Raw genomic sequence first — 24,793 nt, 5'->3', positions numbered from 1 at the left:
ACATCCGCGTAGAAGTTGTTCTTTTCTATTCGGTCGACCTGTCCCTGATTTATCCCCTTGCCCCGCTCGGCGCAGGCCCCCCCGGCGTCGACGCCGCACGATCGCGCGCCGGGGCGGCTCGCTGTTGCACGCCGCAGACGGGTAACTGCGATGATCGACATGCCGCGCTTCTCGGTGGGTGCCATTCATCGTTTGGAGTTTCGAGAACGCCTTTGCAGGATCATCCCCCAGAACCGCAGTTCCAGTTGTCCGTCGGAGTTCTAGCATCAGCCGCATCTGGTTTTGCAACGGTAACAACATTCCACGCCGGATGAAGTTATCCTGTAACCTGTCGTGCAGACCATTCACCCAGTCAACGCCGTGCAATTGTCAGCGGAGGAATGGTCATGGATATGCCCGTGCGTGCACCTGTCAACGATTGGGCCAGCGATTTCGATTATCTTCATCCGAGCTGAACGGAAGATCCGTATGCTATCTGGCGCGAGCTGCGATCAACTTGCCCGGTGGCTCACACGGAGCGCTTTTCCGGCGTGTACTTTCCACTCCGGTATGAGGACATCCGGGCCGTCGCTCATAATACCAAGCACTTTTCGTCGCGGCGCGTCGCGATCCGCGAGAACTTGCCAGGTGAACCACTGCTGCCGCCAGCGCTCCCGCCGCTCACCTCCGATCCGCCGGCTCATCGCGATGAACGCATGGTTTTGACGCGATCCTTTACGCCCGAGGCGGCTCTAAAGCTCGAGCCCACGACACGGTCCGTATGCAGGGATTTGCTGAAACGGCTTGCAGGAAAGAGCGAATGCGATGTTGCCGTCGATTATGCGCATGAAATCCCGACCCGGGTCATCGCCATCATGCTCGGCCTTCCCGAACATGAGGGAGACCGGTTCCGGGACTGGATCAACGACATCACGCGCGGCTTCGCCGACCCCACGACCGCCCGCCGGGTACGCGCCGAGATGACCGAATTCGTAACCGAGCATGTCGCCAGTCGACGCGCTGCGGCTAGCGACGATCTGGTCAGCGAACTGCTGACTGCACGGCTTAACGGGCAGCCGCTCAGCGACGACCACATCGTCGGAACGGTACGCCTTCTGATGATTGCTGGCATAGACACAACCTGGAGCATGGTCGGCACCAGCCTGTGGCATCTGGCGACTCACGACGAGGATCGCAAGCGTCTGCTTGCGGAACCGCATCTCATCCCAACTGCGATCGAAGAATTCCTGCGAGCTTACGCCCCCGTCATCGTCGGCCGCGTTATTGACGAGGAGACTAAGGTCGGTGGCTGTCCAGTCAAACCCGGCGAGATGGTCATGCTCGCGTATGGCGCGGCAAATCGCGATCCGGCGGTCTTTCCTGATCCTGACCGAGTCATCATAGATCGCGGCGAGAACCGACATGCGGCTTTCGGCCTTGGCATCCATCGCTGCGTCGGTGCCCATCTCGCGCGCATGGAGCTCCGTGTCGCGGTCGAGGAATGGCTTCGCGCTTTTCCCGATTTTACACTCAGCCCGGGCTCCTTCGTGACATGGTCGTCCGGCGTGGTACGAGGCCCGCGCCAGCTTCCCGTCACGATCCGTCGTTGATCGATCGAACAACGAAGGCGGACCAGACGGCCCCGCTGGGAGCCCCAGCTCTTGTTTGCTCGGACCGGCTTGATGCTGGCGCAGACTTGCCTGTTCCATCCTCTGCGCAGCGGGGTATGCTTCCTGCCCCATCAAGCCGGAGGGGGCAGTCATGCAGGACCATCTGTTTACCCCCTTGTCATCATGGCGGCCATTTTTTCGACGATCTCAATGGCGGTTGTTGCAGGGCTAGGCTTCTGACGCCGACGCAGCACACTGGCCGGGATGATGGAGGCGGCTGGGCTGCTTTTGTGGTGAAGGAACGTGACGACCGAATTGCCCCATCTGCCACGGCCTGGGCTGGGTGTGCGAAAATCACCCCGACCGTCCTTGGTCAGAGGACGTCTGGGGATGTCAGTGCGGTGCCGGCATGCCCTGCGAGTGCAACCGGGGCGACGGGATTGATGAGCCAGATGTCAGCAGGGTCCTTGACGAGGCCCCACCGGTCAAACACTAACCCGGCGCGTTCGACGTGTGACCATGATGTGCTCTTTGACTAACCCGCCGTTTATCTCGGGAGGCCCTATGATTGACGAGCATCAAATGCATTCGATAATCGCCACGGCGATTTGCGAATGCCGCAAGGAACGTCCGGATCAGCAGATTGATACCGAGGAAGCTAAATCGATTGCGAAGTGCATTGTCGAGGCATTGGCTGACGCAGGTTTACAGATCGCGCCCAAGCCCTCTGACAATGCCTCGTCAACCAAGGACAGCTAGGTACATAGACCGAGGTTCGACCGCCCCGGCGCGGAGGAATGAGCGGCTTGCGCCGGGGCGGCGCTTCCTCTCGGCTAACGACCTTTGGAGGCCCCGGTGATCAGCGCGAGAGGATCGCTCGCTGAGGCAGGCACATCCGACGCCGTGCGTCAGTTCACTATGTAACTGAGGGCCTCAGAAGTTTGAGCTGCTTGCAGGCACAAACTGCACTGCCATCCGCGCCAAAGTTGTACTTATATGACGTTGCGACCCTCTCGCTGATCGAACCCCCAGCCCCTTCTAAGCCCCGGTGAGCGTGAGGGAGCGCGCCCCGGCCGATCTGCCCAATGATCGCGCCGGGGCTGCGAACTCAGGAGGCAGCGTCATGCAAGACCGTCTGTTTACCGCGCTCGTCGTGGTGGCGGGCGTTGCCTCGACAATCCTGATGGCGATTGCGGTTCTCTCAATTCACTGATCGCTTTCCGTCGGCCGCGCAGACATTGCTATGTGTGCCGAAACGGTTTGCTCTTGAACGCACCGTATTCAAGATTTTCCTCAAACTGCGACTCCTCGTCATCAGCCTCGCTGACCAGGCCGATCATCGCGAACGATTTCCGGAATCCGCACGCGAACAGGCTGAAGGTTCCTTCCTCCGCATACTCATAGTCAAACTGATCCTTCAGGCTCGTATTAGCCCGCTTCAGCTCGGGCGGGTTGCCAACCAAGCGCAGGACATCTGGAGGAATATCTTCCCATCGAACACCTGCACGTTGCTCTTCGTGATGATGACGTCGGAGGCCGGGACAATACGGCCGGTGTGCTTGTAGTGGAGCGCGCAGAACAGCTTGGTGGCGAACGACCGCAGCGCCTGCATAAAATCCGGCTGGCCGATGGATATGACCGGAATATCGCCCAGCGTTTCATAGCCGTCGCGGCTTCGCCCGGTTCGCTTGAGAAAGCTCCCGACCTCGTTGGGCCTGAGCCTCATTGCGCGAAAGGCCCCGGGGAACGCCTGGCGAACGGCGTCCATGGGCCGCCGCGTTTCGAAGTTCTGCAGCTCGGTCGTGTTGTCGTCGAAATTGAGCAGTCGCGCGAGCATTGCGACGATTTTCTCATCATGCCGCGTCAAACCATTGCACGGCTCGCATGCTGGGAAGCTGTAGCCTTCCGGCCACTGCCGAGCGTCGAAGATGCCGCGCGCCGGAACGTGGTCCTCGGTGCTTGCCGGCGTGGAGCCGCCGCAAAAGCAGCAGACCGGATGCGGCGCGAGGAACGCCTGCTTGCGCCGTTTCTTGTCCCCCATCCCGCGCCCCGAATTGTTGACCGTGCGGCTAGAACGACTCGAGTGACAGCACCTAAGACCCCCGCACTTTCTTCCTCTCTCGCTCGACTTCCTCCGCATCCTTGTCATCGATGTCCATCAGCCCATCGCTCGCGTGACGGGTGGCCTTTAGGAGTTCGTCCAGTTTGGCATGAATGGCCTGGGTATCTCGGTGCTCAGCCCGCTGGATCACCAGAGTCATGCCCCAGGTGGCGAGGGTGGCTATCGAGTGCCACTCGAGGCCGGTCCCGAAAGAGATCCAGGCAATGGCGTACAAGCCGAAGATCGCAAAAGCTATCGGACGTGCAGTGAGCACGCCAAGATTGGTTAGCCAGGCGCGGACGCTCTCGGGGAACATCGAAAGTGAACGTGGTCGATCGGCCGGAGTTCCAGGATGAAGTTGCAGTGGCCGGAGTCCGGGTCCTTTCACGGATCGTTTGCGGCGCGCGAGGGCTGCTGGCGAAGCGGGCAGCTGATCGCCTCACGCTCAGACAGGTAAACACAATCGTTCGGCGCCTCCTTGCCGCACAGCGTCCAATACGCTCTCACGTCGGGATGGATGTCCGCGCCTTCGCAGGCATGCACAATTCCGCGCTCGTCGCGCCAGCGCATCGGCCTGCCATCGATCGTGCGGAAGCTGGTGGCGGGCTCGGGGTCTGACCAGGACCGCGAATCCGGATCGTAGGGCGGGACGTCGATAAAGGTCCAAGGCGCCTTCCACTGGATCCGCTTTGAAGCCTGCCGGGCATGTCGAGCGGGTTCTCTTCGTCACTGGGGTTACAGCGGGGGCAGGGCATGCCGGCGCCACCACAGGTGCATGCGTGGTCGCCTAGCCATGGCTTCTCGGGATGGTTCTCGCAGACCCACCGGCAGTTGTCGCAGCGGGCGCACCAATGCATCAGCGTCCTCTTAACGGCACGATGTCACGAGTCTTCGTCCGCCATCGGCACGCCGTATTGATCAGCGGAGCCGGCGAGGCGGAGGTCGCTTAGTTCGTGCTTGAATGGGACGCCTTCCGGGTCGTGTATTTCGAACCAGGCTTGGGCTTCTTCCTCAGAATCGAAACTCTTGAAGATTTCGCCGTTGTCGTAGATCCGGACTGTTTTCATGAGAACGAATCCTTCACGCGCTCAAAGCTCGGGTGCGTCCGGTTCTTGACCTTGATCCAGTGATCACAACGGCCGGCGCGGTAGGGACGTTCCTTGTGCTTGGAGACCAGGCCCTCTAGGCCCATCTCGCAGGCGGCCCGGAATAGCTCCGGCCGGATCTCACCCTCTTCAAAGCGCCCCCTGGATGCTTATCGCGGCTGAGTGGCCTAATGCAACCTTTCACTCCACGCCTCCGTTGTTGTGCATGACTGGTAATTCCCACAGCAATTGCGCATCAAGTTCTTCCCCGCCGGCACCTGCCGACTTCGATCCGAACACGGCTATCGAGACAACTGAGCAGCTGCGCATTGCAATCGACCAGGGTCACGCCGGGGATAAGGTGGATGCTGGAGACCCAGCGGCCGCTCCCCTCGGGACAGACGACGAAGCTGGGGGAACCCCCAACAGTACAGCCCAGGTTCGGCTGGCCGCGGCCAACGAGGTTCGTGCACGGCCCGACAAAGACCGGCAGCGAACCTCCGGCATCGGGCACGCTTGGTGGCTGATCGGCTTTTCCGTGTGTTCAGACGAACTTGGTATCGTCGCTGACGGCTGCGCCGCCCAAGCCGGCAACTGTAACAGCCAGGATCTTTGCGTCCCTCAAATAGGAACGCGCTCAACATTACCGAATTAGCCGCTCGTGCAGCGAAAGTGCAGAGAGACCCTGGTCCATTTGCACTCACATTGCGGGCTCGCAAAAAGCATGAAGCGAGGTCTATTATTTATAGCCATGGCTTGCCTAGCCGTGGGTTTTTCAAGCGTGTGCTTCGGGCAGGACCACGCGATGGATGACAAGCTGACCAGGGAGGAAAGCGTCAACGCCACCCGTGAACGGCTGAAAGAGCGGCGGGAGGAACTGCGGCTCGAACGTGAAAAACCACTAGAGGCAAAGCGGGAAGAACTACGGCTCGATCGCGAGAAGCGGCTTGGACCAAAGCAGGAAGAACTGCGGGTCGATCGCGAGAAGCGACTTGGACCAATGCAGGAAAAGCTAAGGCTCGATCGCGAGAAACTTAGACCAAAGCAGGAAGAGCTACAGCTCGAAATTGAACCAAAGCGAGATGAGTTACAGCGTGATCGCGACAAACAACGAGAGAAGAAAGGCATCGTGTCGCCGTCGACTACGCAGGCCAAGTGAGATGTTTCAACCGAGCGCAACGAAATAGAACTGTTTAGATGGCCGGCAGTGACACCCTCAAGAACCCATCCAATTGGCGCGCGGGGCCATCCTCACAAACTACAACCTTACTGAATGACTCCAAGATAGGCGGTAAGCGGACGACGTGGAGTCGGGTAAGGCTCATCTGTCGCGCGGAATGCGCACTTTATGGGATAGGAACCGCCGTTCTGCAACGCATTTGCCCGTGGAGGCTGCAAGCAGCAAGGAGACTGGCCGTGATGGGTGAAACGTCCTATGCGATGGTGTGGCTATGGTTCATAGGAGCCGGCCTGCTAGGAGCTGTGCTGGCTTACGGCGTGATGAGAGCAGGGAATTTGCGACGGAGCGAGCGCGCACGCTTGGACCGCAATACCGTGAAAACGCAGCAAGCTGAAGATCAGCAGAAGCGTCCGCTCTAGGCTTTCAGCAATTCGGGCAGGTATCTCCGATGCCGCGCGCGCACCATTTCATTGCAGGTCCTCCCGCAGGCCTTTGAAGAAGGGATGTCGCACCTTCCCCTCGGCTGACTTGGCGCGGTACTCGATTTCAGCGAGTAGCTTCGGCTCAATCCAGATGCCCTTGTGCGCGATGCGTTTGGTGTAGGGCTGCGTTTTCCGGATCAGCGGCGTTAGACGTTCTTGCAGGTCGGCGGCGGACACCTTGTCGAAGCCATGATCGACCTTGCCGGCATAGATCAGACTGCTGCCCTTGCGCCGGCCGAGATAGATGCCGTCCCATTTGCCGTCGTCCAGGGCAAAGCCGGCGATCGTCAGCGTCTCGCGCTGGGCGCACGGCTTCTTTACTCAATCACGGCCGCGGCCGGATCTGTAGGGACTGTCGGCGACCTTCGAGACCACGCCCTCGTACCCGATCTGCCAGGCGTGCTCGAACATCGCGCGGCCGTCGACCTCGAAGCTCTCGCTGAACTGGATGTCGGTGCCGGCGATCAGCTTCTTCAAGGCGGCCTTGCGTGTGCCGAGCGGCAGCTTTCGCAGGTCGTGCCCATTGAGGTAGAGCAGGTCGAAGGCGATCATCACCTTCTTCGAGCGGCCCTTCAGCTCGTTCTGCAGCACCGAGAAATCCGTGCTGCCGTCCTCGCTGGGTGCGACCACCTCGCCATCGACGATCGCCCCTTCGGCGGAAATTTGCCAGGCATCATCGGGGATTTTGCGGAAGCGATGGGTCCAATCGTGGCCGCGTCGAGTGAAGATCTTTATCCCTGTCGGCACCCGCTCGATGTCGGTCGCCAGCGCCGGCTCGATGAAGCCGGGGTAAGGAGCCTTGCTGCCGATCGGCGCCGGCTTCTTACGCTGGAACGCCACTCAATAGCCCACAAGGAAAGGCTGATTCAATTGCACCTGCGACCTTTCGTTCCAACAGCAGTTCGCGACGGGAACGGAAGATCATGGCGTCGGTTGACGCAGCGAAGGCAGCAAATGTGTGAGGAAAGAAACAATGAGGATTAGAGCGATCAGTTTAGCCACAGTTTTTGTATTGTCGTCGGCCGTTGCAATGGCGCAATCCGGCAGCAGCGCTGGCGGCAGTTCGGAGGCGGGTGGGCCGGCCGCCAGCAAGACCACTACGGGAGAGTCCATGAGTGGCTCAACGACCGGAGGCGGCGCAAACATGAAGAACAGCGGGACGGGACCAGCTGCGCAAAGCTCGGCTCCGTCCGCCAAAGAGCCGAGCACTCAAGGTGCTGGCCCAGCCGGGGCTCCCGATCGGAAGGGCGACGCCGCATCGCCCGGAGGAGTCATGAAGAAGTAGTTCCGGCCCAGCGTCTAGCCTCAGCTCCTGCCGCGGAGCTGAGGCCCATTCGCATTTGACTCCGACTCATGGATGAGGTTGGCTCGGCCTTCAGCGAGGGCGATGGGTCATCGCCCAATTCGGCGGTGACCCCTCATTCCTGAGATCGTCGCAACAATCCGAGCCGACATGAGCGGGAACTGATGGCGCCCTAAACTCGTTCTGCGAAGCAGCAGGGTGCCGATAATTGGTGAGTTGACCTCACTAAGTCATCCTTAGAAGGTGTTGTCGTATCAGCGAAGGAGGAAGACGCGATGTCGACTTCAAAGATGCCGCTGAAACCCGATGATTTTCCGGTGAGTGCCGAAGGCAAAACCATCAAGAAGCAGGACGGTACGCCGATCGCGACGACGGAAGCTTCACCTATCGCTGATGATGTGGCCGAGCGGCTCAATGAGGACGAAGCCCGCCGCGAAGAAGATAAGTGGGCCTGATCGCAAGCCGTCGATGGACGACGGACCACCGCGCTGACGATCCCAATCTGGAGATAAACAAAAGGGCCACTAGGGTTGACCCTTGAGCTGATCCAATTCGACCCTTATCAACTGATCCACAATCAATGACTTCGTCCCAAAGAAGCAGCCCGGCCAGGGGCGGACCGAGCTGCTAGGGGAGTGCACAGCACGGTTGGTGATCGTGTGTGCGCGCTTCCAACCTTGGGGCGAGGCATCGGTTCCAAACAGCCTGCCCTCAGGCGGTGTGGGCCGAGGTAGGCGCACCTGAGTTCGTGACATCGGCGGAGCCTCGGACCTCGGAGCAGTCCTTGCAGGGCATGTGGCGGCCGGGTGTGCTTCGGTCATGCCTCTAGCAGAAAAAAGCCGCCCGAAGGCGACTAGTACTTGGTTGTCTCATTGCCTACTTCTTTGCAGCATCAGCCGCATTCCGGACGGCATCTTTCACGTCGCCCGCAGCGTTATGCGCGGAGCCTTTGGCCTTATCCATCTTGCCTTCGGCTTCCATGCTCTTGTCGCGAGTGAGCTTGCCAGCGCCCTCCTTAATTGCGCCCTTTGCTTTATCAGCGGTACCCTTCACGTGTTCGCGGTCCATTATCGTTATCCTTCCTTGCGGAGATGGCAAGGCAACGGCGTGCCTGCTGGGCCGTTCCTAAAGGCTTTGGTGATTATCATGCGCGGCCCTGCTGGTCGGCGAGGCTCCGCAGATTGTCTCTCGCGACTTGGGACGCATCCCTCGCATCGCGCCTGGGCTGCTCCATGCTGCGTTTGGAACGTTACACCGCAAGCCCTGTTGTTTTTTCAGAAATGAACCGCGATGTGCGAGGAGAACTTAGTGGGCGAACTGCTTCGGCAGTACCATCACGATGTTGACTCGCGCTTCAAAATCTTTGCAGCGATGATCTGGATGTGGGAAAAGTTATCCTCGACTTCAGCCGCGGTCTCCTCATCCTTCGCGTAGACGAACAGGATATCACCGTCTAGTTCATCGAACCGGATGCCGGCGAATAGCCGGTCAAACGTCCTCGTGCCCACGATGAGGGCTATTCGCGCTTGTATCGCTTGATCTTCGACCTGTGTCAGATCCATCTGCTGAAGATAGAGACGTCAGAGTCGATTACAAGTAGTTGCGTGCGAGTGAGGCTTTGAGGTGCCATTGCCTGCCAAGCGCGACGCGGATGCGCGCTACATCAGTACGTGACCTCGTGGATCCATTCCGGCCGGTCAGGGAATGCAGGGAAGGTACTTGGGTTTGAGCATGCCCAGGAGATAGGTGCCTCAGTACGGGATTGCGAATCCGCCGCATGCCTTCCGGTTTTTTGTAGGAACAAATGCCGCAGCAACGGCTTGTGGCGCATGCCTCGCTATTACTTCGATACCCGCGACAATGAGAAGTTCGTCCCCGACGAGCTCGGTCTGGAGATCGCCTCGTTTGAGAAAGTGAGGGCCGTCGCGTCCGTGGCAATGGCCGACCTTGCGAGAGACGTTCTGCCCGGCTCTGTCGCCCGCGACCTAGCGATCGAGGTGCGGAACGATGCGGGGCCCGTTCTCCGCGTTAGCCTCCGTTTTGAGGTTGAGCAGGTTGCAGCACGGTAAAGGCACGCCTCGATGGCTGCATCCCGGCGGCGAGTACGTCGTCGCATGCGCATATTTTGAAAGTGGTGCATGGGACCAGACGAGAGGCCATCATTTCAGCGTCCGGCGTTTTCTTAAGCCGGGCAATGCGACAGCGCCGCAGGGGCCCCAGTTTTGCCCAGAGCTTGGGGCCTTTGTCGCGGCCGGATCGAACGTCAGCTATCGCGTTCTTCTCCTCGTTTGACGCGTTCTAATCTTGCTCAGTGGAACGGATTTCGCAGTCCGAATTGTAGGCGAATGAGGCGGTACTACTTCGACATCATCGATGGAGACGCCCTCTCCGTCGATGAAGAGGGGGTTGTCCTACCAGATCTGGAGGCAGCGGTGGATGAAGCTGCGCGCTCATTGGTCGACGTCGCCAGGAACACGCCTCGGCCCAAGGGTAGTCGCTCGCCTTTTGCCATCGATGTCCGGGATGAGAACGGCCCCCTATTGCGGGGCTCCATCGTGTTCCATCCTCGGGCTGTAAAGCAGTAGGGGCGCTGCTAAATGACGAGCCAATACACGCCGGCCGCCAGCAGCAGCGCGACGAGTGACCTGACCACCGCGACCACAGCCCAATCCCTTTTTCTGAGCAGTTCATATTCAAACATGTTCATGCCGCTCTACCGGACTACGCCGGCGACATCATCCTCACTGGCACGACATAGTCGACAGCGAGAAGTGCCGACTCAAGAACGAGAAACGCCACTGCGCCTCCCAACCAACCAAAGAACACAATTGAGAAGCCGCCCAGGAGCACCGCGCAAAAAACGTCGGCTACGACTTTGCATGCTCTTTGTGTTCTGTTCTGTCGCGCGGAGAAATAAGGCATGGTCTTCCTCTCGTTGATGGATGTCAGGCTGCCAAGTAATCTTCCATGTCCGGTCCTTGCATGACGATCTTCAGGGTGTCATCGGGCAACGGCCGCTGGAGTGCCTTGGCCTCATCCCACGGGGCACAGCCAGTCGTCGCGCTCCTCGTCCGTCGTGAGGATGACCGGCATCGCCTTGGGATGGATCGGCGCCACGACAGCGTTCGGCTGGGTGGTGAGGAAGCCATAGACCAAATGAGGGCCGAGGATCGGCTTAGACCTCGTGCCGCGGTCGCCGTTGAATACGGTCCAGATCCCGGCAAAGGCGGTGAGCGGCCGGTCATCATTGAGCGCGAACCAGACGACATCCTTCTTCTTAGTTTCTGGGTTCGGCTCGGGCGCGTATTCCGCAAAGCTGTTGAAAGGGACGAGGCAGCGGTTCTCCGGCTTCAGCCAGCCGCGCCAGTGCGGCGAGCTGGTATTGCCGATATTTGTCACCGGCGGGCCGCCGTTGCGCGGGGGTGGCGGCATGCCCCAGCGCATCAGCACCATCTCACGGCCGTCGCTGCCGTTGCGCACCACGGGTGCCGGATAATCCGGGAAGACGCCAGGCATCGGTGGCAGGTTGCCGACATAGCGATTCATGACCCGGAACAGCGCCCGGATCGCTTCCTGGTTGGTAGTGATGCTGTACAGATTGCACATGCCTTAGTGTCCATATCTGCTTTCTGAAGCGCAAACAGCGAGATCGCGATTGGGCGGGCCCGCTCAGTAGACCGGGATGGTCTTGAAGCCCCTGGTCTTCATCTCTGGGTAGTGCTCGTATTTAACCCCTAGTGTCCTAAGCGGTTTTTCTTGAGTGTCCTATTCGCCCGGCATTTGAATAGCGCTCCGCTAGCGGTGTTAGCATAGGCGTAGGCTATGAGATGCGTCTGTGCTGGAGCTGATCCTGATAGTGTTGACGCTTGGCATGGTGACCGTAGGTTCGGTCCTTGCCGTATTCGAGCTGTTGGCAGCGCGAGAGCGGCGGCGCCTCAAAAAGTAAGGCCGTTGGCCAGGGCCCGTAGTTCTCCGGTCGAGAACAAAGTTCCTAACATAGGTCGAGGTAACTTTCAGGTTGCAGGAATCTGCAAATGCGGCGAAGGCGGCAAGAGTGGCGTCATGGAACTACGGATGCATCGACTGGCTGAACTCACCGCACCACAATTGGTGAAGTGAAGCGCCGTAGGGGATACCCTCCATTCAAAAAAGCGCGGATTGACGAACCGGCGGTGCGCACGTCGTCGTCGGGTTGACGATAGGACATTCTGTCGCTCAAAAGAAAAAAGCAGGGCATGGCGCCAGACGAGAGGCCATCATTTCAGCGTCCGGTTTTTCCCGAGCCGGGCAATGCGACAGCGCCGCAGGGGTCCCAGCTTTTGCTCAAGAAGTTGGGACCTTTGGCGCGGGGTCGGAATATCTGTTCGGGTGAACAGTCTTGCACCTTCCGTGATCTGCAGGTAAGTGCCGCTCTCGTGCGCCTACTCAAACTCGTAGAGGCTGGCCTTAATCTTTCGGCTCAAATCGCTCGATCTTGCGTGTGCCGTCCCATAGCTCCACAGGCCGCCCGTTGACGAGCTCTTTCGCTCGTTGCTTCGCTGTGGTCTCGTCCTCACAGTCTAAATCTACGCGGTCGATGATGTGACCGTCGTCGCCAAAGATGAAAATTCGGTAGATGTGGTCCATCGAAGCCGCGCCAGTTTCCGGAGGTGGAACCTCCTTTAGCGCCACGTAGATCGGTGGGCAATAATGAAAGACCTTGGATATTAAGCGGCCTCTGTCATTCGCGGCCAGCGACCCCGCGGGCTTCAATAAATCCGAAGGACTCCGCACCTTCGAGCGTGACCTTCACGTATGTACCGCTTTCATGCATCCAGAGCCAGCCGCGCTCGACCGCGAGCTTGACGCCAGCGCCGTACTCGGCCCGCAGCTTTTTTAGCTTGCCTTGTTGTAATTTTGGATCGCAAGCCAGACACCAAGTTCTTCCTCTACGATTTTGATCGCGCGTTCGGGACTTTACGAGATCCGCAACGACAAGAGTTCCGACAATAAATTCGCCTGCGGAGACAGTGTCTGGCCTTTGGTTAGTATTGCATCGCATCAGCTCCGCTAGGACCCATAGCACAGCCGCAAAATCAATTTAGTGTACTCATAAATGTCGGCTCACCTAAGTAAAGCGGAAGTCACCCTGTGCCTACCGCAAATCAGATGCGGGCATATTGATGGTGCAGTCCGCCCAAGATCGGATAGCAGACAATGCGTCCAGCTGTCTCGGCGGCGCGAGACATCGGTGCATCCTTGTTCAACGATAAATGTGTGCGCACCTCATTGTAGTATTTCATGTACGACAGCAGCACATGACGCAGATGTCGTTCGCCGAATACCACGACATGATCAACGCACTCCCTGCGGATCGAACCGATTAGCCGTTCAGCATATCCGTTTTGCCATGGGGAGCGAGGAGAGGTTGGCCGATCGCGAATGCCCATTGATCGAAGTCTTCGGATGAAGATCTCACCATAGGCCCCGTCCAGATCACGGATCAGATAGCGGGGAGCCTGGTCCCAGCCGCAAGCTTCCGTGATCTGATTTGCAATCCATTCTGCCGTCGGATGCGCCGTGACGCCAAACCATAAAATCTGTCGTCGACCATGCCCCACGATCAATAGGCCATACAGCAGACGAAATGAGATTGTCGGCACGACGAACAGATCCATCGCGGCGATGCCGTCGGCACGATTGCGGAGGAAGGTCTTCCAGCCTTGGGACGGCGGATCTCTTCGCCTGGCCATATACTTGGCAACGCTAGTCTGGCCGATCTCAATGCCGAGCTTGAGCAACTCACCGTGGATTCGCGGCGCTCCCCACAATGGGTTGGCGACGCTCATCTCCCGGATCAGTCGTTGTATTTCGGCCGAAACCGTCGGTCGGCCGGAACGAGCTCGTGACTTCCAGCGCCAATACGACCTGAACCCGGCACGATGCCAATGGACGACAGTCTCCGGCTTCACAATCGTCAGCGCATTGAGGGCACTTGGCACCAAACGATACAGCCCAACAAAGATCAGGCGATCCACGGCACTGAAGGTCAGTCTCTTCGGCAGATGCCGGCGCTGGATGTTAAGTTGATGACGAAGGATCAGGATCTCAGCTTCCAACGAGGCCCGCGACCGGAACAATAGGAGCAGCACCGACCAGACCAGGCTGCAAGCTTCTCGCATAAGATGAACATTGCGCGATTCGGCCCCGCTTGCCAGCCGGATTAGGTTTCCGACAGGGACAGCTAGACGCCTTGGCTGCCACGAAGAATGTTCATCAGCGCTACGGGATTGTCCGGCAGCCGGTCGCCACGCCACGCGACATGCTGATCCGGACGGGCCAGCGACAGAGAGTGCCGATAAACATCGGGCAACTCCGCTGCGCCTGTGTCGAGAACTGTCAAGGGCACACCGGCCGCCGCAGCAGCAGTCGTCAAGCCGTCCACATCGACGCGTGGATCGGTTCGAAGCAGTGTGTAGTAAGGTCCCATGGCGTCATATATCGAGCGACCATCGGCGAGCCAAAAGTGAGGAACGCGCGCGCCGGGAGCAGTCGATGGCCTGAAGTCGCCCATTGTATAGGGCGGCGGAATCTCGTCATCATAAGCAATGATTGGGGAATCTTGATAATAGTAGCCGAAATTGAGCCCGGCACAGCAATATTGCTGAACATTGAGGTCGTAGGCCGATTGTCCAATCGAGCTGCGAATGGCGTTGCCTTCCGGCCCCTCCACTTCGATTTCGGGTGGAATGGTCTTCCGCGCCTTCGCCATGGCGTCCGCGTGGTTCATAGCGAAGTGTGACACCTGCTCCGTAATCGGAAGCCGCTCGGCCTCGTAGGCGTTCAGAATGCGCTCATCGGCCCATCCTTCCAGATGGGCCGCCAGCAACCACGCCAGGTTTGCCGCATCGGCGATCCCCGCATTCATGCCGTAGCCGGCGTAAGGAACCCACAAGTGGCAGGCGTCTCCGCATATGAAGACCCGCTCCTCGCGGACCTTGTCCGTGATCAGACGCCGCCCGATCCAGTCCTCCCTGGCGAGTAATTCGTACTGAAAATGCTGATCGACGCCGAGCACTGTTCGGATTGCACTGTCGCGATCGACGGCATCGAATTCCGTCACATCGGCATTGAGGTAGACATGGACGAGCCAGGTCTCCCTGCCATCGATCGCGTACACGTTGCCGGACTGACGCGGGTTCAGCGCAAAGGATGCCCACGCCGGCGTCCCGCCAAGTCGTCGTAAGATCCCGAGCAGTTTCGGCGCTCGAATGAAGCTCGACTGCACCCGCTGCAGAACAGGGTCACCACTCAGCCGCCCGCCGATCATGTTGCGGACCAGAGAGCGGCCACCATCGCAGCCGACCAGAAAGCGGCAGGATAGTGTCATCTCCTCTGCCGTGTCGCGCTCCCGCGCACATGCGATCACACCCTCCGGACTCTGTCGAAAATCGACGAGCGATGTTCCGCTCAGGATCCGCACGCCGAGCATCGATGACAAATGCTCGAACAGGACGGGCTCAAGATAGATCTGGTTAATCCGATGCGGCGGCTCCGGCGTCGGCCACCATGTATCCGGGCCGTCCTTGGACGTATATCGCTCCGCGCGGCAGGGAATCTTGATTCTGGTCAGTTCATGGCCAAGGAATGACGTTCGATAGGCGACATCGTTCGGATAGTCGGGTGGCAGTCCGGCGTTGCGCACCTTTGCAGCGACGCCGAGCCGCCGGAAGATTTCCATCGAACGCGCCGAGACATGGTTTGATTTGACGCTGGGCGGCTCATTACGTCTGCGCGTCTCCAGCACGGTCACGCGTCTGCCGCGCCAAGCCAGATCCATGGCGAGGGTGAGCCCGACCGGCCCAGCGCCGACAACCACGACATCCGCGTCAAGCATCCCTGGCATCGCACCGCTCCCCGCCCGCGCCGTTCACGGCTCGATCTTGACATTGCCGATCCGTGCAATCTCGGTCCAACGCGCGATATCCGATGCGATGAGCTGGGAGAATTCGTCCGATGAAGTGCCCATGGAATCGATGTTAAGAAGCTTCAATCGGGAAACCACTTCCGGAAGTTTGGCAATCTGCATGAATTCATCCTGCAGCTTCCTCACGATCTCCGATGGCGTCCCTTTGGGCGCAAGGATGCCGCTCCACAATACGGCATCGACGTCTGCACCTGCTTCCTTCATGGTCGCAACGTCAGGCAGTTCCTCCATGCGCTTCGGCGCCGCAACGGCGAGCGCGCGCGCCTGGCCTCCTGTGATCTGGCCCCAGACTGAACCGGCGTCGGCGATCGTCGCTGTCACCTCGCCTGCGATCACCGCGACCACGGAATCGTTAGCGCCCTTGTATGGGATCATCTGCATCGGCGCGCCGGTCTTCTGCTTGAACAGCTCTGTGGCTAGCTGGAACGCCGCGGACGAACTGGAGTAGTTGGCTTTGTTCGGATTCTGCTTTGCGTAGGCAACGAGCTCGGAAACGGACTTGAACGGCGACGCCGCATTGACGATCAGGATCAGCGGAAATGACCCAAGTTCTGAAATTGGAATTAAGTCGCGAACAGGATCATACGGCAATTTCGTGTAAACCGCCGGATTGATAACCATGGCGCCGCTGGCACCGATCAGGAGCGTGTAGCCGTCCGGCGCCGATTTCGCGACATAGTCGGTCGCGAGAATCGCGCCTGCGCCCGGCTTGTTTTCGATGATGACCGGTTGACCAAGGCTCTCCGACAATTTCTGTCCGAAAAGACGCGCGATAATGTCGTTGCCGCCACCGGGCGTGAAACCGACGATGATGTGGATAGGCCGCGATGGATATTTTGCAGGCTCCTCGGCAACGGCGGTGCGAGCGGACACCAATGCGAACAATCCAATACAGATGCCGGCCAGGAACTGCCTTTTCAAAATCTTCACGGTGACGTTTCTCCCTCGCAATTGCCGCGTCTTGTTTTGTTGTTGTGACGACGGCACTGTTCAGTGTTGTGAACTAAAGGCGGCGTGACGTGAACATGCAGGACTGCGGCCCTGCCGTCGTCCACCGCCGCCAGGCACCGATCGATCGCCCCGGCAAGCTCATCGGGTTCGACCACGCTCTCGCCATGAGCTCCAAAAGCGCATGCGACATCGGCGAAACGCCGTTGCTGACCCTGACGATCCGACCTCAGCCTGGACTGGAACGAGTTGGTTTCCGCGGCAACGCCCGTGGGGTAAACGCGCTGAACTGCGGATTTCACGGCCTGCCAACCGCCGTTGTCCAGCACCACAGTCAGGATCGGAAGCTCATATTGCTGCGCGGTTGCATAGACGGCGTCGGGCGAGGAAAAATGAAAAGCGCCGTCGCCGATGATCTGCACGATCCGCCGATGCCGCTGCGCCAGCTTCAATCCCAGCGCCATGCCGCCGCTGAAACCGAGGCCCCCGCCGGCGAGCCCCACATAGCTTCTGGGTTGCGTGCGGCGAATCTGCTCCTGCAGCATCGGCCCGTTGCGGATCGCCTCGTTGAGAATGATGTCGTCTTGCGCCAGCTTGCCATTCAGGACAGCAAACAGATAGCTGGGATTGAGCGCACCCGAACCGCCTTTGTTGGCGCCAGCCGCGGCGCGGCGTTTCGCGGCGGCCTCACGCGCCCCATCCCAACTCGCGATGCGCTCAGCGACCCGCCGGCGATAGCTGTCGTCAGCGCGCGCCTCGACGACGTCGAGAACCTGCTGCAGAACGGTCGCGCAGTCGCCCTGAATCCTCATGTCGGTTGGAAAGCCCCACATCGGAAAGTCGGATTTCAGGGGATCGATGTCGATCTGGATCCACCGGATCGCTTCGATCCGCTTGGCGTACTGCGGAACGAATGGGACATCAGTGTCCAGCAGAAGCCCGAGATCCGCCTGCTCCAGCAGGGGCAGAGGATCGAAGCCAGCAAAGCAGGGCGAGTCCTGCGGAATATTGAGATCGATTGAATTGAATTCGGCAACGCCGATGCCACAGGTTTGCGCCAACCGATCGAGCACGGCAACCGCCTCTGACTTGCGACCGAGATAGGCTGTCAGCGCGATTGGGTTGTCGGCGGCCATCAGCCGATCGGCGACGGCCTCCACTCTTGCCTGATCGATACCCCCGGACCGAACGCAGCCGTAGCGGGCGGGGTCGTAGGCGGGCATCCGCCTCTCATCCCACGTCTCCGCGAGGGTCTCGCGCGGCAGCATCATGTAGACCGGTCCGGGAGGATCGCTGTGCATGAAAGCGCCGGCACGCGCCAGAGCCTCCTTGACCACGATTCCCGACGGCAGCGAGTACTCCCATTTCACATAGGGACGCACGATGCTTGCAATGTCGAAGGGATCCTGCACGAAATGCACATAGGTATCGCGCGAGCCCGGCAGTTCGCCGTGCAACGTGTAGGGCGCGCGGCCGGCGAACAGCATCACGGGCAAACGGTGGCGAAACAAGTTCTGGATCGCCATGCACGCATTTGCAGTGCCAGCGTCGACATGAACGAAAACGGCCTGCCCCTTCCCGGTCGCGAGTGCGTAACCACCTGCCATGTGGACCGCGACGATCTCATGCGGACAGAGAATAATCTGCGGACGCTTGCGGCCCTGCTTGTCCCAGCGCGCGATTTCCTCAATCAGGGACACATGGTCGGTCCCGAGATTGGCGAAGATATATTCTACTCCGAGGTCCACGAGACCTTCGAGGAAATAATGCGCAGTGCTGTAAGAGCTCATGCCCTAGTTCCCTGACGTTTCCCTGCCGGTTCCGGCTTTTCAGTTTCTTGTTCTGAGCTGGAGGCGTTCCGGCTTCACGGATCGCCACCCACACCGCGTCGCAGGATATCCGCCGGATCGCCGATCGCCTGGTTGGACGCCCAGGCAACGAACTGATCGGGACGGACCAGCACGAGCGAGGCGTCGTAACGCTCCCGGCCGTCGGCACGGCTGTCCTGGATCACCTTGAGCGGAAGACGCAGCCTGTCGGCTGCACGCTGGAATTCCTGCGCAACACCGTTCGGCGAGCCCAGATCAAGCAGCGTGAAGCCGCTGCCGAGTTCTTCGTAGATGTTCTTGCGCGAGGATAGAGGCTGCGGGCTGAGATGGTGGCCAGCGCGGGCCGCGTAACTATGGGAGCCGATCGCACTGCTCACGGTACCCGGCGGCCCAAACACGATCGGCGAGCCCTCATAATTCGGCTCAAACGCGTTGACCTCGGCGCGCGCGCCGGACTGTCGCGCCTGCCAGGCCGCTTCGAAGTCGGCGCGGTCGACGGATGGATTATGCCGGCGAAGGAAATCGCGATCATCGAAGATCGCCTTCTCAATGAAATCGCGGGCGGTCGAGGCGAAGACCGGCCGTCGCTCCGCGTCATAGCTGTCGAGCAGGCCGGAGCCGCCCCAGCCCTGCAGAGTGGCCGCGAGCTTCCAGGAGAGGTTGATGGCATCTTCCAGGCCGCTGTTGATCCCGTAGCCGCCGTAAGGGGGGTGGCTGTGCGCCGCGTCGCCGGCGACGAAGACGCGGCCTGCGCGATAGCTGTCGGCCAGCGCAAAGCGCAGGTCCCAAAAACCGATATGATCGAACTCGATGTCGAACTCGGCTCCGGCCGCCTCGTGCAGGAGGCGGCGGAAGTCGAAATTGTCGCGCGTGGTGTCGCCGGGAACGGGCGCATGGAAGAACCACGTGGTGCCGAGATCCACGCGGCCGAAGAATTTCCAGTAGCCGTCAAGTTCCGCATGCAGCACGTTATAGAACGATTTTCCGGGGTAGCGCTCAAGCAGTCGGTGAAGCCCGCTCGAACGGAATACGAGCAACACCATCATGCGGTCATGGTCGGAAGCGGTCTGGCGAATGCCCGCCTGATCGCGCACGAGCGATCGATTTCCGTCGCAACCGACCACGTAGTCAGCGCGCAAGCTTCGCCTGATTCCGTCGCGATTGGCGATTTCGATATTCACCCCATCTTCGTCGGGATGAATCCTCTCACAGGTCCAGCCATACAAGCTATCGATGGCCGGGATCTGAGCGGCCCTTCGGCGCAACACCGCCTCGGTGGCGTATTGCGGCAGGCGCTCATTGTCACAGAAATAGAACGGCCGCACGAGTTCGCGCTGCAGCCAGTCGTACCGGTAACCGCTCAGCAAGCTGCCATAGCTGGTCATGCCGCCGATGCCGTAATCTTTCGGTATCGTTCGGGCGGCGCGCAATTCCTTTTCGGCACCCCAGAAATGGAAATGCTCGAGTGTACGCTGTGTGAGATTCTGTCCTTTCGGAATCGGCTGCGGCTCGTTGTAGCGTTCTACAACGATGCAGTTGATGCCCCTTAGACCGAGATCGATCGCAAGCCCGATCCCGACGGGTCCTCCGCCGATGATTGCTACCGGAACAATGTCAACTGAACTCGGCATCCGGGGCCACCCTCACCTCCTAATCGATCCGACTCCGGTTGCACCGGAGACCATTATTCAATGCCGCCCGCCTCACCTCAGTCAAGAGAAAATCTCATCATATGAGATTTCTATGCAACATCAAAAGCCTCGGCGGAGATCAACCGGGCCGTTTCCCGCACCTCCATGCTGATCCGATCAATCAGACCGCCATTCGCATGTTGCCCCGCGATCGTGAGACAGAGACTCGCGACTGGATAGTTTGCATCAAGGATAGGAGCAGCAATGCCAATAGCCCCGGGCGTTACTTCGCCGAAGGCGACTGCGACCCCTGCTCGCCGGATGCGCTTCAGCACCACCGCGACTTCCTCGGCTGTCGCACCGACCCCGACACTGCGAAGATCGTCGGCGTAACGGGCAAGCAACGGGGACAGGTTACGTTTCGGGAGGAACGCCATGATGGAGCGGGCAATCGCACCGCGACCCATTGGCATTGGTCGACCCCGCAGATAACTGCTGACTGGATTGGGTGCCGACGATTGCGAAGCAACGCAGAGCATTTTGCCGCCGTACCAGCGGACAATCAGAGCAGTACAGGGACGCGCCACCGTAAGACGCTCCAGATACGGTGCTGCGACGGCGACAAGCGGGTCGGAGCGCCGGCTCAGATAGTCCATCTCGACGACTTTCGGTCCGAGAGCGAAGCGGCCACCGCGGACGGACATGAGCAGCCCGCTTTCTCTTAGGCTCTTGAGATAGCGATAGAGGGTCGGACGCGTATAGCCCAGCTCTCCCATGAGTTCGTCGGGCGTCCAGAGCGGGCGCGTTTCGCTGAACAGTTCCAGCACAGCGAGGACCCGGTCTTGGCTGTTTCTCTTCTCCACCTGTCAATCCGTTCCAATGTCGGCCCGTCCTGTACCGCGGTCCCGCGTTTCCGGGAACTGGACATCACCGCAGGTTTGTCCTCGACATAATCTCACTATAAGAGATTTTAAGATAGAAGATGGCGGGGCATTTGGATCCGCCAGGAGGAAATCGCACCATGGCAATCGGCGTGAAGGAGGACTCCAAACTGATGGTCGTCGATGTCCCCAGCTACATCGACCGACAGCCGGTCGGCACATTTCAGATTCAGGTGCTGCTGATCTGTGCGGCGGTGCTCTTTATCGACGGCTTCGACACGCAGGCCATCGGATACGTTGCGCCCGCCCTGGCGCAAGAATGGAAGCTGCCGCGCGGTGCGCTGGGACCAGTGTTCAGCGCCGGGCTATTTGGCCTGATGCTCGGTGCCTTGATTTTTGGCCCGCTCGCCGATCGGATCGGGCGCAAGCGGATCATCGTGGTCAGCACGGCTGCATTCGGTATCGGAAGCCTGCTCACCATGCAGGCTCAGGATGCCACTTGGCTAATGGCGCTCCGTTTCCTCACCGGTGTCGGGCTCGGCGGCGCGATGCCAAACGCGGTTGCAGTGACCTCCGAGTTTAGCCCGCACCGCCGTCGAGCGACCATGGTGATGGCGATGTTTGCCGGATTTTCGATCGGCGCCGCGCTCGGCGGCTTGCTCGCGGCTGCGTTGATTCCCGCTTTTGGCTGGCGCTCGGTGTTTCTGGTCGGCGGCATCGCGCCGCTCCTGCTCGTTCCAGTTCTTCTGTACGCGCTGCCGGAATCGATCCGCTATCTTGCACTGGCAGGCGGGCGCGATCGCGAGGTCGCCGGGCTGTTGCGGCGTATCACGCGGGACGCGAATCTTGGGAGCGACGTCCGCTTTGCGGTACAGGAGCCGAAATTGTCCGGCCTGCCGGTTGTCCATCTTTTCACGGAGCAGCGAAGTGCCGTCACGTTGCTGCTCTGGATCGTATTCTTCATGAGCCTGCTCGATCTCTATCTTCTCTCAAACTGGCTGCCGACGGTGCTTAACGATCTCGGCCTATCGGTGTCGGCGGCCGCCGCGATCGGGGCGATGCTGCAGGTCGGTGGCGTGATCGGCACCTTCGCGCTGGGCCACTTTATCGACCGCTTCTCGTTCCGCGCGCTCGCGCTCACCTACCTGTGTGGCGCGGCCGCGGTGGCGGCGATCGGTTTGACCAGTCATTCGACAAGCCTCGCCACCGCCGCGATCTTTTCTGCCGGGTTCTGCATCGTCGGCGGGCAGATCGCCTCGAATGCTCTGACTGCAACGTTTTATCCGACGGCGATCAGGTCGACGGGTGTGGGCTGGGCACTCGGCATCGGCCGCATAGGTTCGATCGTCGGGCCAATGATTGGCGGCGTGATGCTTGCCCGTAACATGGAAGCACAGTCGCTGTTCGCGGTAGCCGCCATTCCGGCGCTGATCGCCGCGACGGCAGCGCTTTTCCTGGCCCGTTTCGTGGCGCGCTGAATGTCTGGTCCGACCCCGAGCGGTCTCGAGTTGTCGCAGCGTCGGTGGGATACTGCCGACATTGAATCGGGATCGGGCTCAGAATGTGACTTTAACCTGCCCCCGAACTAAATGCCGCCGCCGTGGTTCTCGTCTCTTCGATTTTATCGAGAACTCGCTCTGGCGCAATATCCGACGCAGCCTCGTGAAGCTCTGCCTGTTCGCCAGCAACTATGTTCAATTTCGCTGCCATCTCATTCACGAGTCCGACGATTTTTGCAATCTCGTGTTCGCTGAGCAGGCTGATCTGGAGATCCAATTCAGCCCGCTTGTCAGCATCAGCCGCCAAGCGATTTTGTGAAATCAGTACAAAGGTTGAGAGAAAGGTTGCTTCAACCGATGCGACCATGGCAAGCACTACGAAGCTCTCGTCCTAAGCGGGCAAGCCCGGTATCCAGTGAAGACTCGCCGCGATCCAAACGCCGAAAACTGCGAGATGCAGGTAGACGAAGGTCATGCTGCCGGTAAATGCGGTTATCGCATCCGCAACCTTTTGCTGGATAGAAGCGTCTGACTGCTCGCGCCTTTGTCTCTCGACTAACGCTTGGATGTTGCGCTCAAGGGCCGGTGTCAGCCCGGGAGGAGCTTCGGGATGAGGCGCTAAAGGCTTATTCATCCCAAGGCAACCAGTCCCAGTGAGGAACGTTCCTCAGGCTCTCCAGCAGGTGGTGGTCCACATCGGAGTTCAGCTTGCCAAGTCGGAACCTGCTCGTGAGTTCTGCGCAGTCATGAGCTACTTAGCCGGGTTGGAGAAAAAAATCTTCTTCGCCCACTGCATATTTGGGGCCCAGCCGCGCGGGTTCGACCGCATGCGCGCCAGCGAGCTCATCCAGCGGGATCAGTTAGATCGCCCAATCGCCTTGCTTACAAAGCCCGCCGCATTTCTTGCGCGAGCTCGATGCCGGTTGCCTTCCTGCTTGACGCTGTCTTGGATGCTTCGTCTTGCTTTACATGTCGCAGCGTCCCCACGGTTCGCCCGATAGCCGGCAGGACGGTACGCTTCATGGGCGGTTTGGCCCTTAATAGCTCTTGGGCAAAGTGCTCGTGCTTGGCGGGGGAGAGAACAGGCATCAGTCAGCTACTCACGTTGCAGCGCAGGAATCGTATAGCGGCCAGCGCTCAGGAGCAGGGAACAGGCCGAACGTGACCTGGCCGATAACGTAGCGGCTGTCGACATAGAACGGGAGTGCGACGGCCGCGGCAAGAACAACGAGGCCGATCATGAGATGAGCGAGATCCTTGCCGCGCCGATGTTCCATCTCGCCAACGGGGCGGCGATGTATTCGCTGCTGCTCTCCCGCGGCTCCAATGTGATCGTCCAGGGCTTTACGCCCGACGCCGTCGCGGCCGCGATCCAGAACCATCGGGTCACTGATGTGCTGCTGGTGCCGACAATGATTCAAATGCTGGTCGATCACCCAGCGATCGGAAACCATGACCTGTCCTCGCTGAAGAACATCATCTATGGCGCATCGCCGATCAGCGAGGCGGTGCTCGACCGCGCCGCACGGGCGCTGCCGCATGTTCAGTTCACGCAGGCCTATGGTATGACTGAGCTGTCGCCGATCGGGACGCTTCTGCACTGGAAGGAACATATCGGCGAGGGGCGCAGGAAGGGCCGCCACCGCGGCGCGGGCCGCGCCACCCTAGGGTGCGAGGTACGTGTCGTCGACGAGAACGACCAGCCCGTACCCTCGGGCACGTCGGCGAGATCGTGGTGCGAGGCGACAACGTGATGATGGGCTATTGGGAACGGCCGGAGGAGACCGCGCGCGCCATCGTCGACGGCTGGATGCATACCGGCGACGGCGGCTATATGGACCAGGGTTCATCTATGTGGTCGACGGCCTGAAAGACATGATCATCTCCGGTGGTGAGAACGTCTATTCGGTCGAGATCGAGAACGCGCTGGCGCAGCATCCCTCGGTGCTGCAATGCGCGGTCATCGGCATCCCCAGCGAACAGTGGGGCGAGCAGGTCCATGCCGTCGTGGTCAAGCGCAGCGGCGTCGATGTTTCCGCCGGCGAGCTGATCGAGTTTACCAGAACGCTGATCGCGGGCTACAAATGCCCACGAAGCATCGAGATCACCGAGGCGCCTCTGCCGCTTTCCGGCGCTGGCAAAGTGCTAAAGCGCGAGCTGCGCAAGCCATTCTTGGAGAATCGCGAACGCCGCGTAAACTGATTCTCGGTTCATCGGGATCTGCTTGGCCAACTTCCACGAATCGCTGTTCGCCAGCTTGGCACCGACACGTTGGCACCTTGTCGGATCGAGTCCAACC

General features: G+C 59.9%; 26 protein-coding genes and 3 pseudogenes. 9 read left to right on the top strand and 20 right to left on the bottom strand.

The features are described 5' to 3' along the window. The first annotated feature begins 530 nt into the window (after positions 1-530). Together I6F35_RS31980 and I6F35_RS31975 are read left to right on the top strand one after the other, a co-directional pair. Positions 531-1,589 carry a cytochrome P450 gene (locus I6F35_RS31980; RefSeq protein ID WP_346283224.1) on the top strand — a complete coding sequence of 353 codons (1,059 nt, stop codon included), beginning with the start codon at positions 531-533 and terminating at the stop codon, positions 1,587-1,589. Between the two features lie 564 nt (positions 1,590-2,153). After that, positions 2,154-2,348, top strand: coding sequence for a hypothetical protein (locus I6F35_RS31975; RefSeq protein WP_225121618.1), 195 nt, complete (start codon positions 2,154-2,156; stop codon positions 2,346-2,348). Between the two features lie 482 nt (positions 2,349-2,830). Here the strand turns inward: I6F35_RS31975 and I6F35_RS31970 are convergent, their stop codons facing one another. From I6F35_RS31970 to I6F35_RS31950, 5 genes are all read right to left on the bottom strand, one after another. Next, positions 2,831-3,052 (bottom strand): hypothetical protein, encoded by a 222-nt coding sequence (locus I6F35_RS31970; protein WP_225121617.1) that lies wholly within the window; start codon positions 3,050-3,052, stop codon positions 2,831-2,833. After that, entirely contained in the window at positions 3,028-3,630 is a 603-nt protein-coding gene (locus I6F35_RS31965; RefSeq protein WP_225121616.1) for a hypothetical protein, read from the bottom strand. Before I6F35_RS31965 ends, I6F35_RS31970 begins: the two co-directional genes overlap by 25 nt. Positions 3,631-3,682: 52 nt before the next feature. Next, a complete protein-coding gene (locus I6F35_RS31960) occupies positions 3,683-4,006 on the bottom strand; it encodes a low affinity iron permease family protein (RefSeq protein WP_225121615.1) in 324 nt (107 codons plus the stop codon). A 68-nt stretch (positions 4,007-4,074) separates the two neighbouring features. Then, the gene (locus I6F35_RS31955) at positions 4,075-4,260 is read right to left on the bottom strand and encodes a hypothetical protein (protein ID WP_225121614.1); all 186 of its coding nucleotides are present in this window, start codon (positions 4,258-4,260) and stop codon (positions 4,075-4,077) included. Between the two features lie 311 nt (positions 4,261-4,571). Continuing rightward, complete coding sequence (locus I6F35_RS31950; protein ID WP_225121613.1) at positions 4,572-4,757, bottom strand: RNase H1/viroplasmin domain-containing protein; 186 nt, start codon at positions 4,755-4,757, stop codon at positions 4,572-4,574. Positions 4,758-5,580: 823 nt separating this feature from the next. Between I6F35_RS31950 and I6F35_RS31940 the strand changes: the two genes are divergently transcribed. Continuing rightward, positions 5,581-5,934, top strand: coding sequence for a hypothetical protein (locus I6F35_RS31940; protein WP_225121612.1), 354 nt, complete (start codon positions 5,581-5,583; stop codon positions 5,932-5,934). Positions 5,935-6,422: 488 nt separating this feature from the next. On the opposite strand, the pseudogene I6F35_RS31935 reads toward I6F35_RS31940, so the two are convergent. Both I6F35_RS31935 and I6F35_RS31930 read right to left on the bottom strand, forming a co-directional pair. Continuing rightward, a pseudogene (locus I6F35_RS31935) lies at positions 6,423-7,277 on the bottom strand (DNA ligase). Positions 7,278-7,358: 81 nt separating this feature from the next. Continuing rightward, positions 7,359-7,550 (bottom strand): hypothetical protein, encoded by a 192-nt coding sequence (locus I6F35_RS31930; RefSeq protein ID WP_225121611.1) that lies wholly within the window; start codon positions 7,548-7,550, stop codon positions 7,359-7,361. A gap of 465 nt (positions 7,551-8,015) precedes the next feature. On the opposite strand from I6F35_RS31930, the gene I6F35_RS31925 reads away from it, so the two are divergent. Beyond that, entirely contained in the window at positions 8,016-8,195 is a 180-nt protein-coding gene (locus I6F35_RS31925) for a hypothetical protein (RefSeq protein WP_225121610.1), read from the top strand. Between the two features lie 421 nt (positions 8,196-8,616). On the opposite strand, the gene I6F35_RS31920 is transcribed toward I6F35_RS31925, so the two are convergent. Continuing rightward, positions 8,617-8,808, bottom strand: a complete 192-nt coding sequence (locus I6F35_RS31920; RefSeq protein ID WP_225121609.1) for a CsbD family protein — start codon at positions 8,806-8,808, stop codon at positions 8,617-8,619. 266 nt (positions 8,809-9,074) lie between these two features. Beyond that, positions 9,075-9,302 (bottom strand): hypothetical protein, encoded by a 228-nt coding sequence (locus I6F35_RS31915; RefSeq protein WP_225121608.1) that lies wholly within the window; start codon positions 9,300-9,302, stop codon positions 9,075-9,077. Between the two features lie 267 nt (positions 9,303-9,569). Here I6F35_RS31915 and I6F35_RS31910 point away from each other — a divergent pair, with 267 nt between their 5' ends. Next, the gene (locus I6F35_RS31910) at positions 9,570-9,809 is read left to right on the top strand and encodes a hypothetical protein (RefSeq protein ID WP_225121607.1); all 240 of its coding nucleotides are present in this window, start codon (positions 9,570-9,572) and stop codon (positions 9,807-9,809) included. An 876-nt stretch (positions 9,810-10,685) separates the two neighbouring features. Here the strand turns inward: I6F35_RS31910 and I6F35_RS31900 are convergent. The 9 genes and pseudogenes from I6F35_RS31900 to I6F35_RS40625 form a co-directional block, all read right to left on the bottom strand. Beyond that, a pseudogene (locus tag I6F35_RS31900) lies at positions 10,686-11,346 on the bottom strand (SOS response-associated peptidase family protein). An 840-nt stretch (positions 11,347-12,186) separates the two neighbouring features. Continuing rightward, a complete protein-coding gene (locus tag I6F35_RS31895; RefSeq protein ID WP_225121605.1) occupies positions 12,187-12,366 on the bottom strand; it encodes a hypothetical protein in 180 nt (59 codons plus the stop codon). Positions 12,367-12,460: 94 nt separating this feature from the next. Continuing rightward, complete coding sequence (locus I6F35_RS31890) at positions 12,461-12,781, bottom strand: hypothetical protein (protein WP_225121604.1); 321 nt, start codon at positions 12,779-12,781, stop codon at positions 12,461-12,463. Positions 12,782-12,884: 103 nt separating this feature from the next. Next, positions 12,885-13,838: an integrase core domain-containing protein gene (locus I6F35_RS31885; protein ID WP_225121603.1), complete on the bottom strand. Its 954-nt coding sequence runs from the start codon at positions 13,836-13,838 to the stop codon at positions 12,885-12,887. Between the two features lie 125 nt (positions 13,839-13,963). Beyond that, positions 13,964-15,616: an FAD-dependent monooxygenase gene (locus I6F35_RS31880; RefSeq protein WP_225121602.1), complete on the bottom strand. Its 1,653-nt coding sequence runs from the start codon at positions 15,614-15,616 to the stop codon at positions 13,964-13,966. A 33-nt stretch (positions 15,617-15,649) separates the two neighbouring features. Further along, positions 15,650-16,636, bottom strand: coding sequence for a tripartite tricarboxylate transporter substrate binding protein (locus I6F35_RS31875; RefSeq protein WP_225121601.1), 987 nt, complete (start codon positions 16,634-16,636; stop codon positions 15,650-15,652). Next, positions 16,633-18,444, bottom strand: coding sequence for a thiamine pyrophosphate-requiring protein (locus I6F35_RS31870; protein ID WP_225121600.1), 1,812 nt, complete (start codon positions 18,442-18,444; stop codon positions 16,633-16,635). Before I6F35_RS31870 ends, I6F35_RS31875 begins: the two co-directional genes overlap by 4 nt. Positions 18,445-18,518: 74 nt before the next feature. Further along, positions 18,519-20,114: an FAD-dependent monooxygenase gene (locus I6F35_RS31865; RefSeq protein WP_225121599.1), complete on the bottom strand. Its 1,596-nt coding sequence runs from the start codon at positions 20,112-20,114 to the stop codon at positions 18,519-18,521. A 110-nt stretch (positions 20,115-20,224) separates the two neighbouring features. Beyond that, a complete protein-coding gene (locus I6F35_RS40625; protein ID WP_225121598.1) occupies positions 20,225-20,977 on the bottom strand; it encodes an IclR family transcriptional regulator C-terminal domain-containing protein in 753 nt (250 codons plus the stop codon). Between the two features lie 158 nt (positions 20,978-21,135). Here I6F35_RS40625 and I6F35_RS31855 point away from each other — a divergent pair, with 158 nt between their 5' ends. Continuing rightward, positions 21,136-22,473, top strand: a complete 1,338-nt coding sequence (locus I6F35_RS31855) for an MFS transporter (protein ID WP_225121597.1) — start codon at positions 21,136-21,138, stop codon at positions 22,471-22,473. 91 nt (positions 22,474-22,564) lie between these two features. Here the strand turns inward: I6F35_RS31855 and I6F35_RS31850 are convergent. Then, positions 22,565-23,128: pseudogene (locus I6F35_RS31850) on the bottom strand (DUF1003 domain-containing protein). Positions 23,129-23,594: 466 nt separating this feature from the next. Further along, complete coding sequence (locus I6F35_RS31845; protein WP_225121596.1) at positions 23,595-23,735, bottom strand: hypothetical protein; 141 nt, start codon at positions 23,733-23,735, stop codon at positions 23,595-23,597. A 3-nt stretch (positions 23,736-23,738) separates the two neighbouring features. Between I6F35_RS31845 and I6F35_RS31840 the strand changes: the two genes are divergently transcribed. From I6F35_RS31840 to I6F35_RS31835, 3 genes are read left to right on the top strand one after another with little or no spacing between them, the layout of a single operon-like run. Then, positions 23,739-24,248, top strand: coding sequence for an AMP-binding protein (locus I6F35_RS31840; RefSeq protein ID WP_249792803.1), 510 nt, complete (start codon positions 23,739-23,741; stop codon positions 24,246-24,248). Beyond that, complete coding sequence (locus I6F35_RS40005; RefSeq protein ID WP_346283223.1) at positions 24,230-24,364, top strand: hypothetical protein; 135 nt, start codon at positions 24,230-24,232, stop codon at positions 24,362-24,364. Before I6F35_RS31840 ends, I6F35_RS40005 begins: the two co-directional genes overlap by 19 nt. Continuing rightward, a complete protein-coding gene (locus I6F35_RS31835) occupies positions 24,349-24,696 on the top strand; it encodes a hypothetical protein (protein ID WP_225121595.1) in 348 nt (115 codons plus the stop codon). Before I6F35_RS40005 ends, I6F35_RS31835 begins: the two co-directional genes overlap by 16 nt. The last annotated feature ends 97 nt before the right edge of the window (positions 24,697-24,793 follow it).

Source organism: Bradyrhizobium sp. BRP22 (assembly GCF_020194175.1).
In the GTDB taxonomy this organism is placed as follows: domain Bacteria; phylum Pseudomonadota; class Alphaproteobacteria; order Rhizobiales; family Xanthobacteraceae; genus Bradyrhizobium.
Note: the sequence above shows the minus strand (reverse complement) of the source record. Positions and strands in the feature narration are given on the sequence as shown.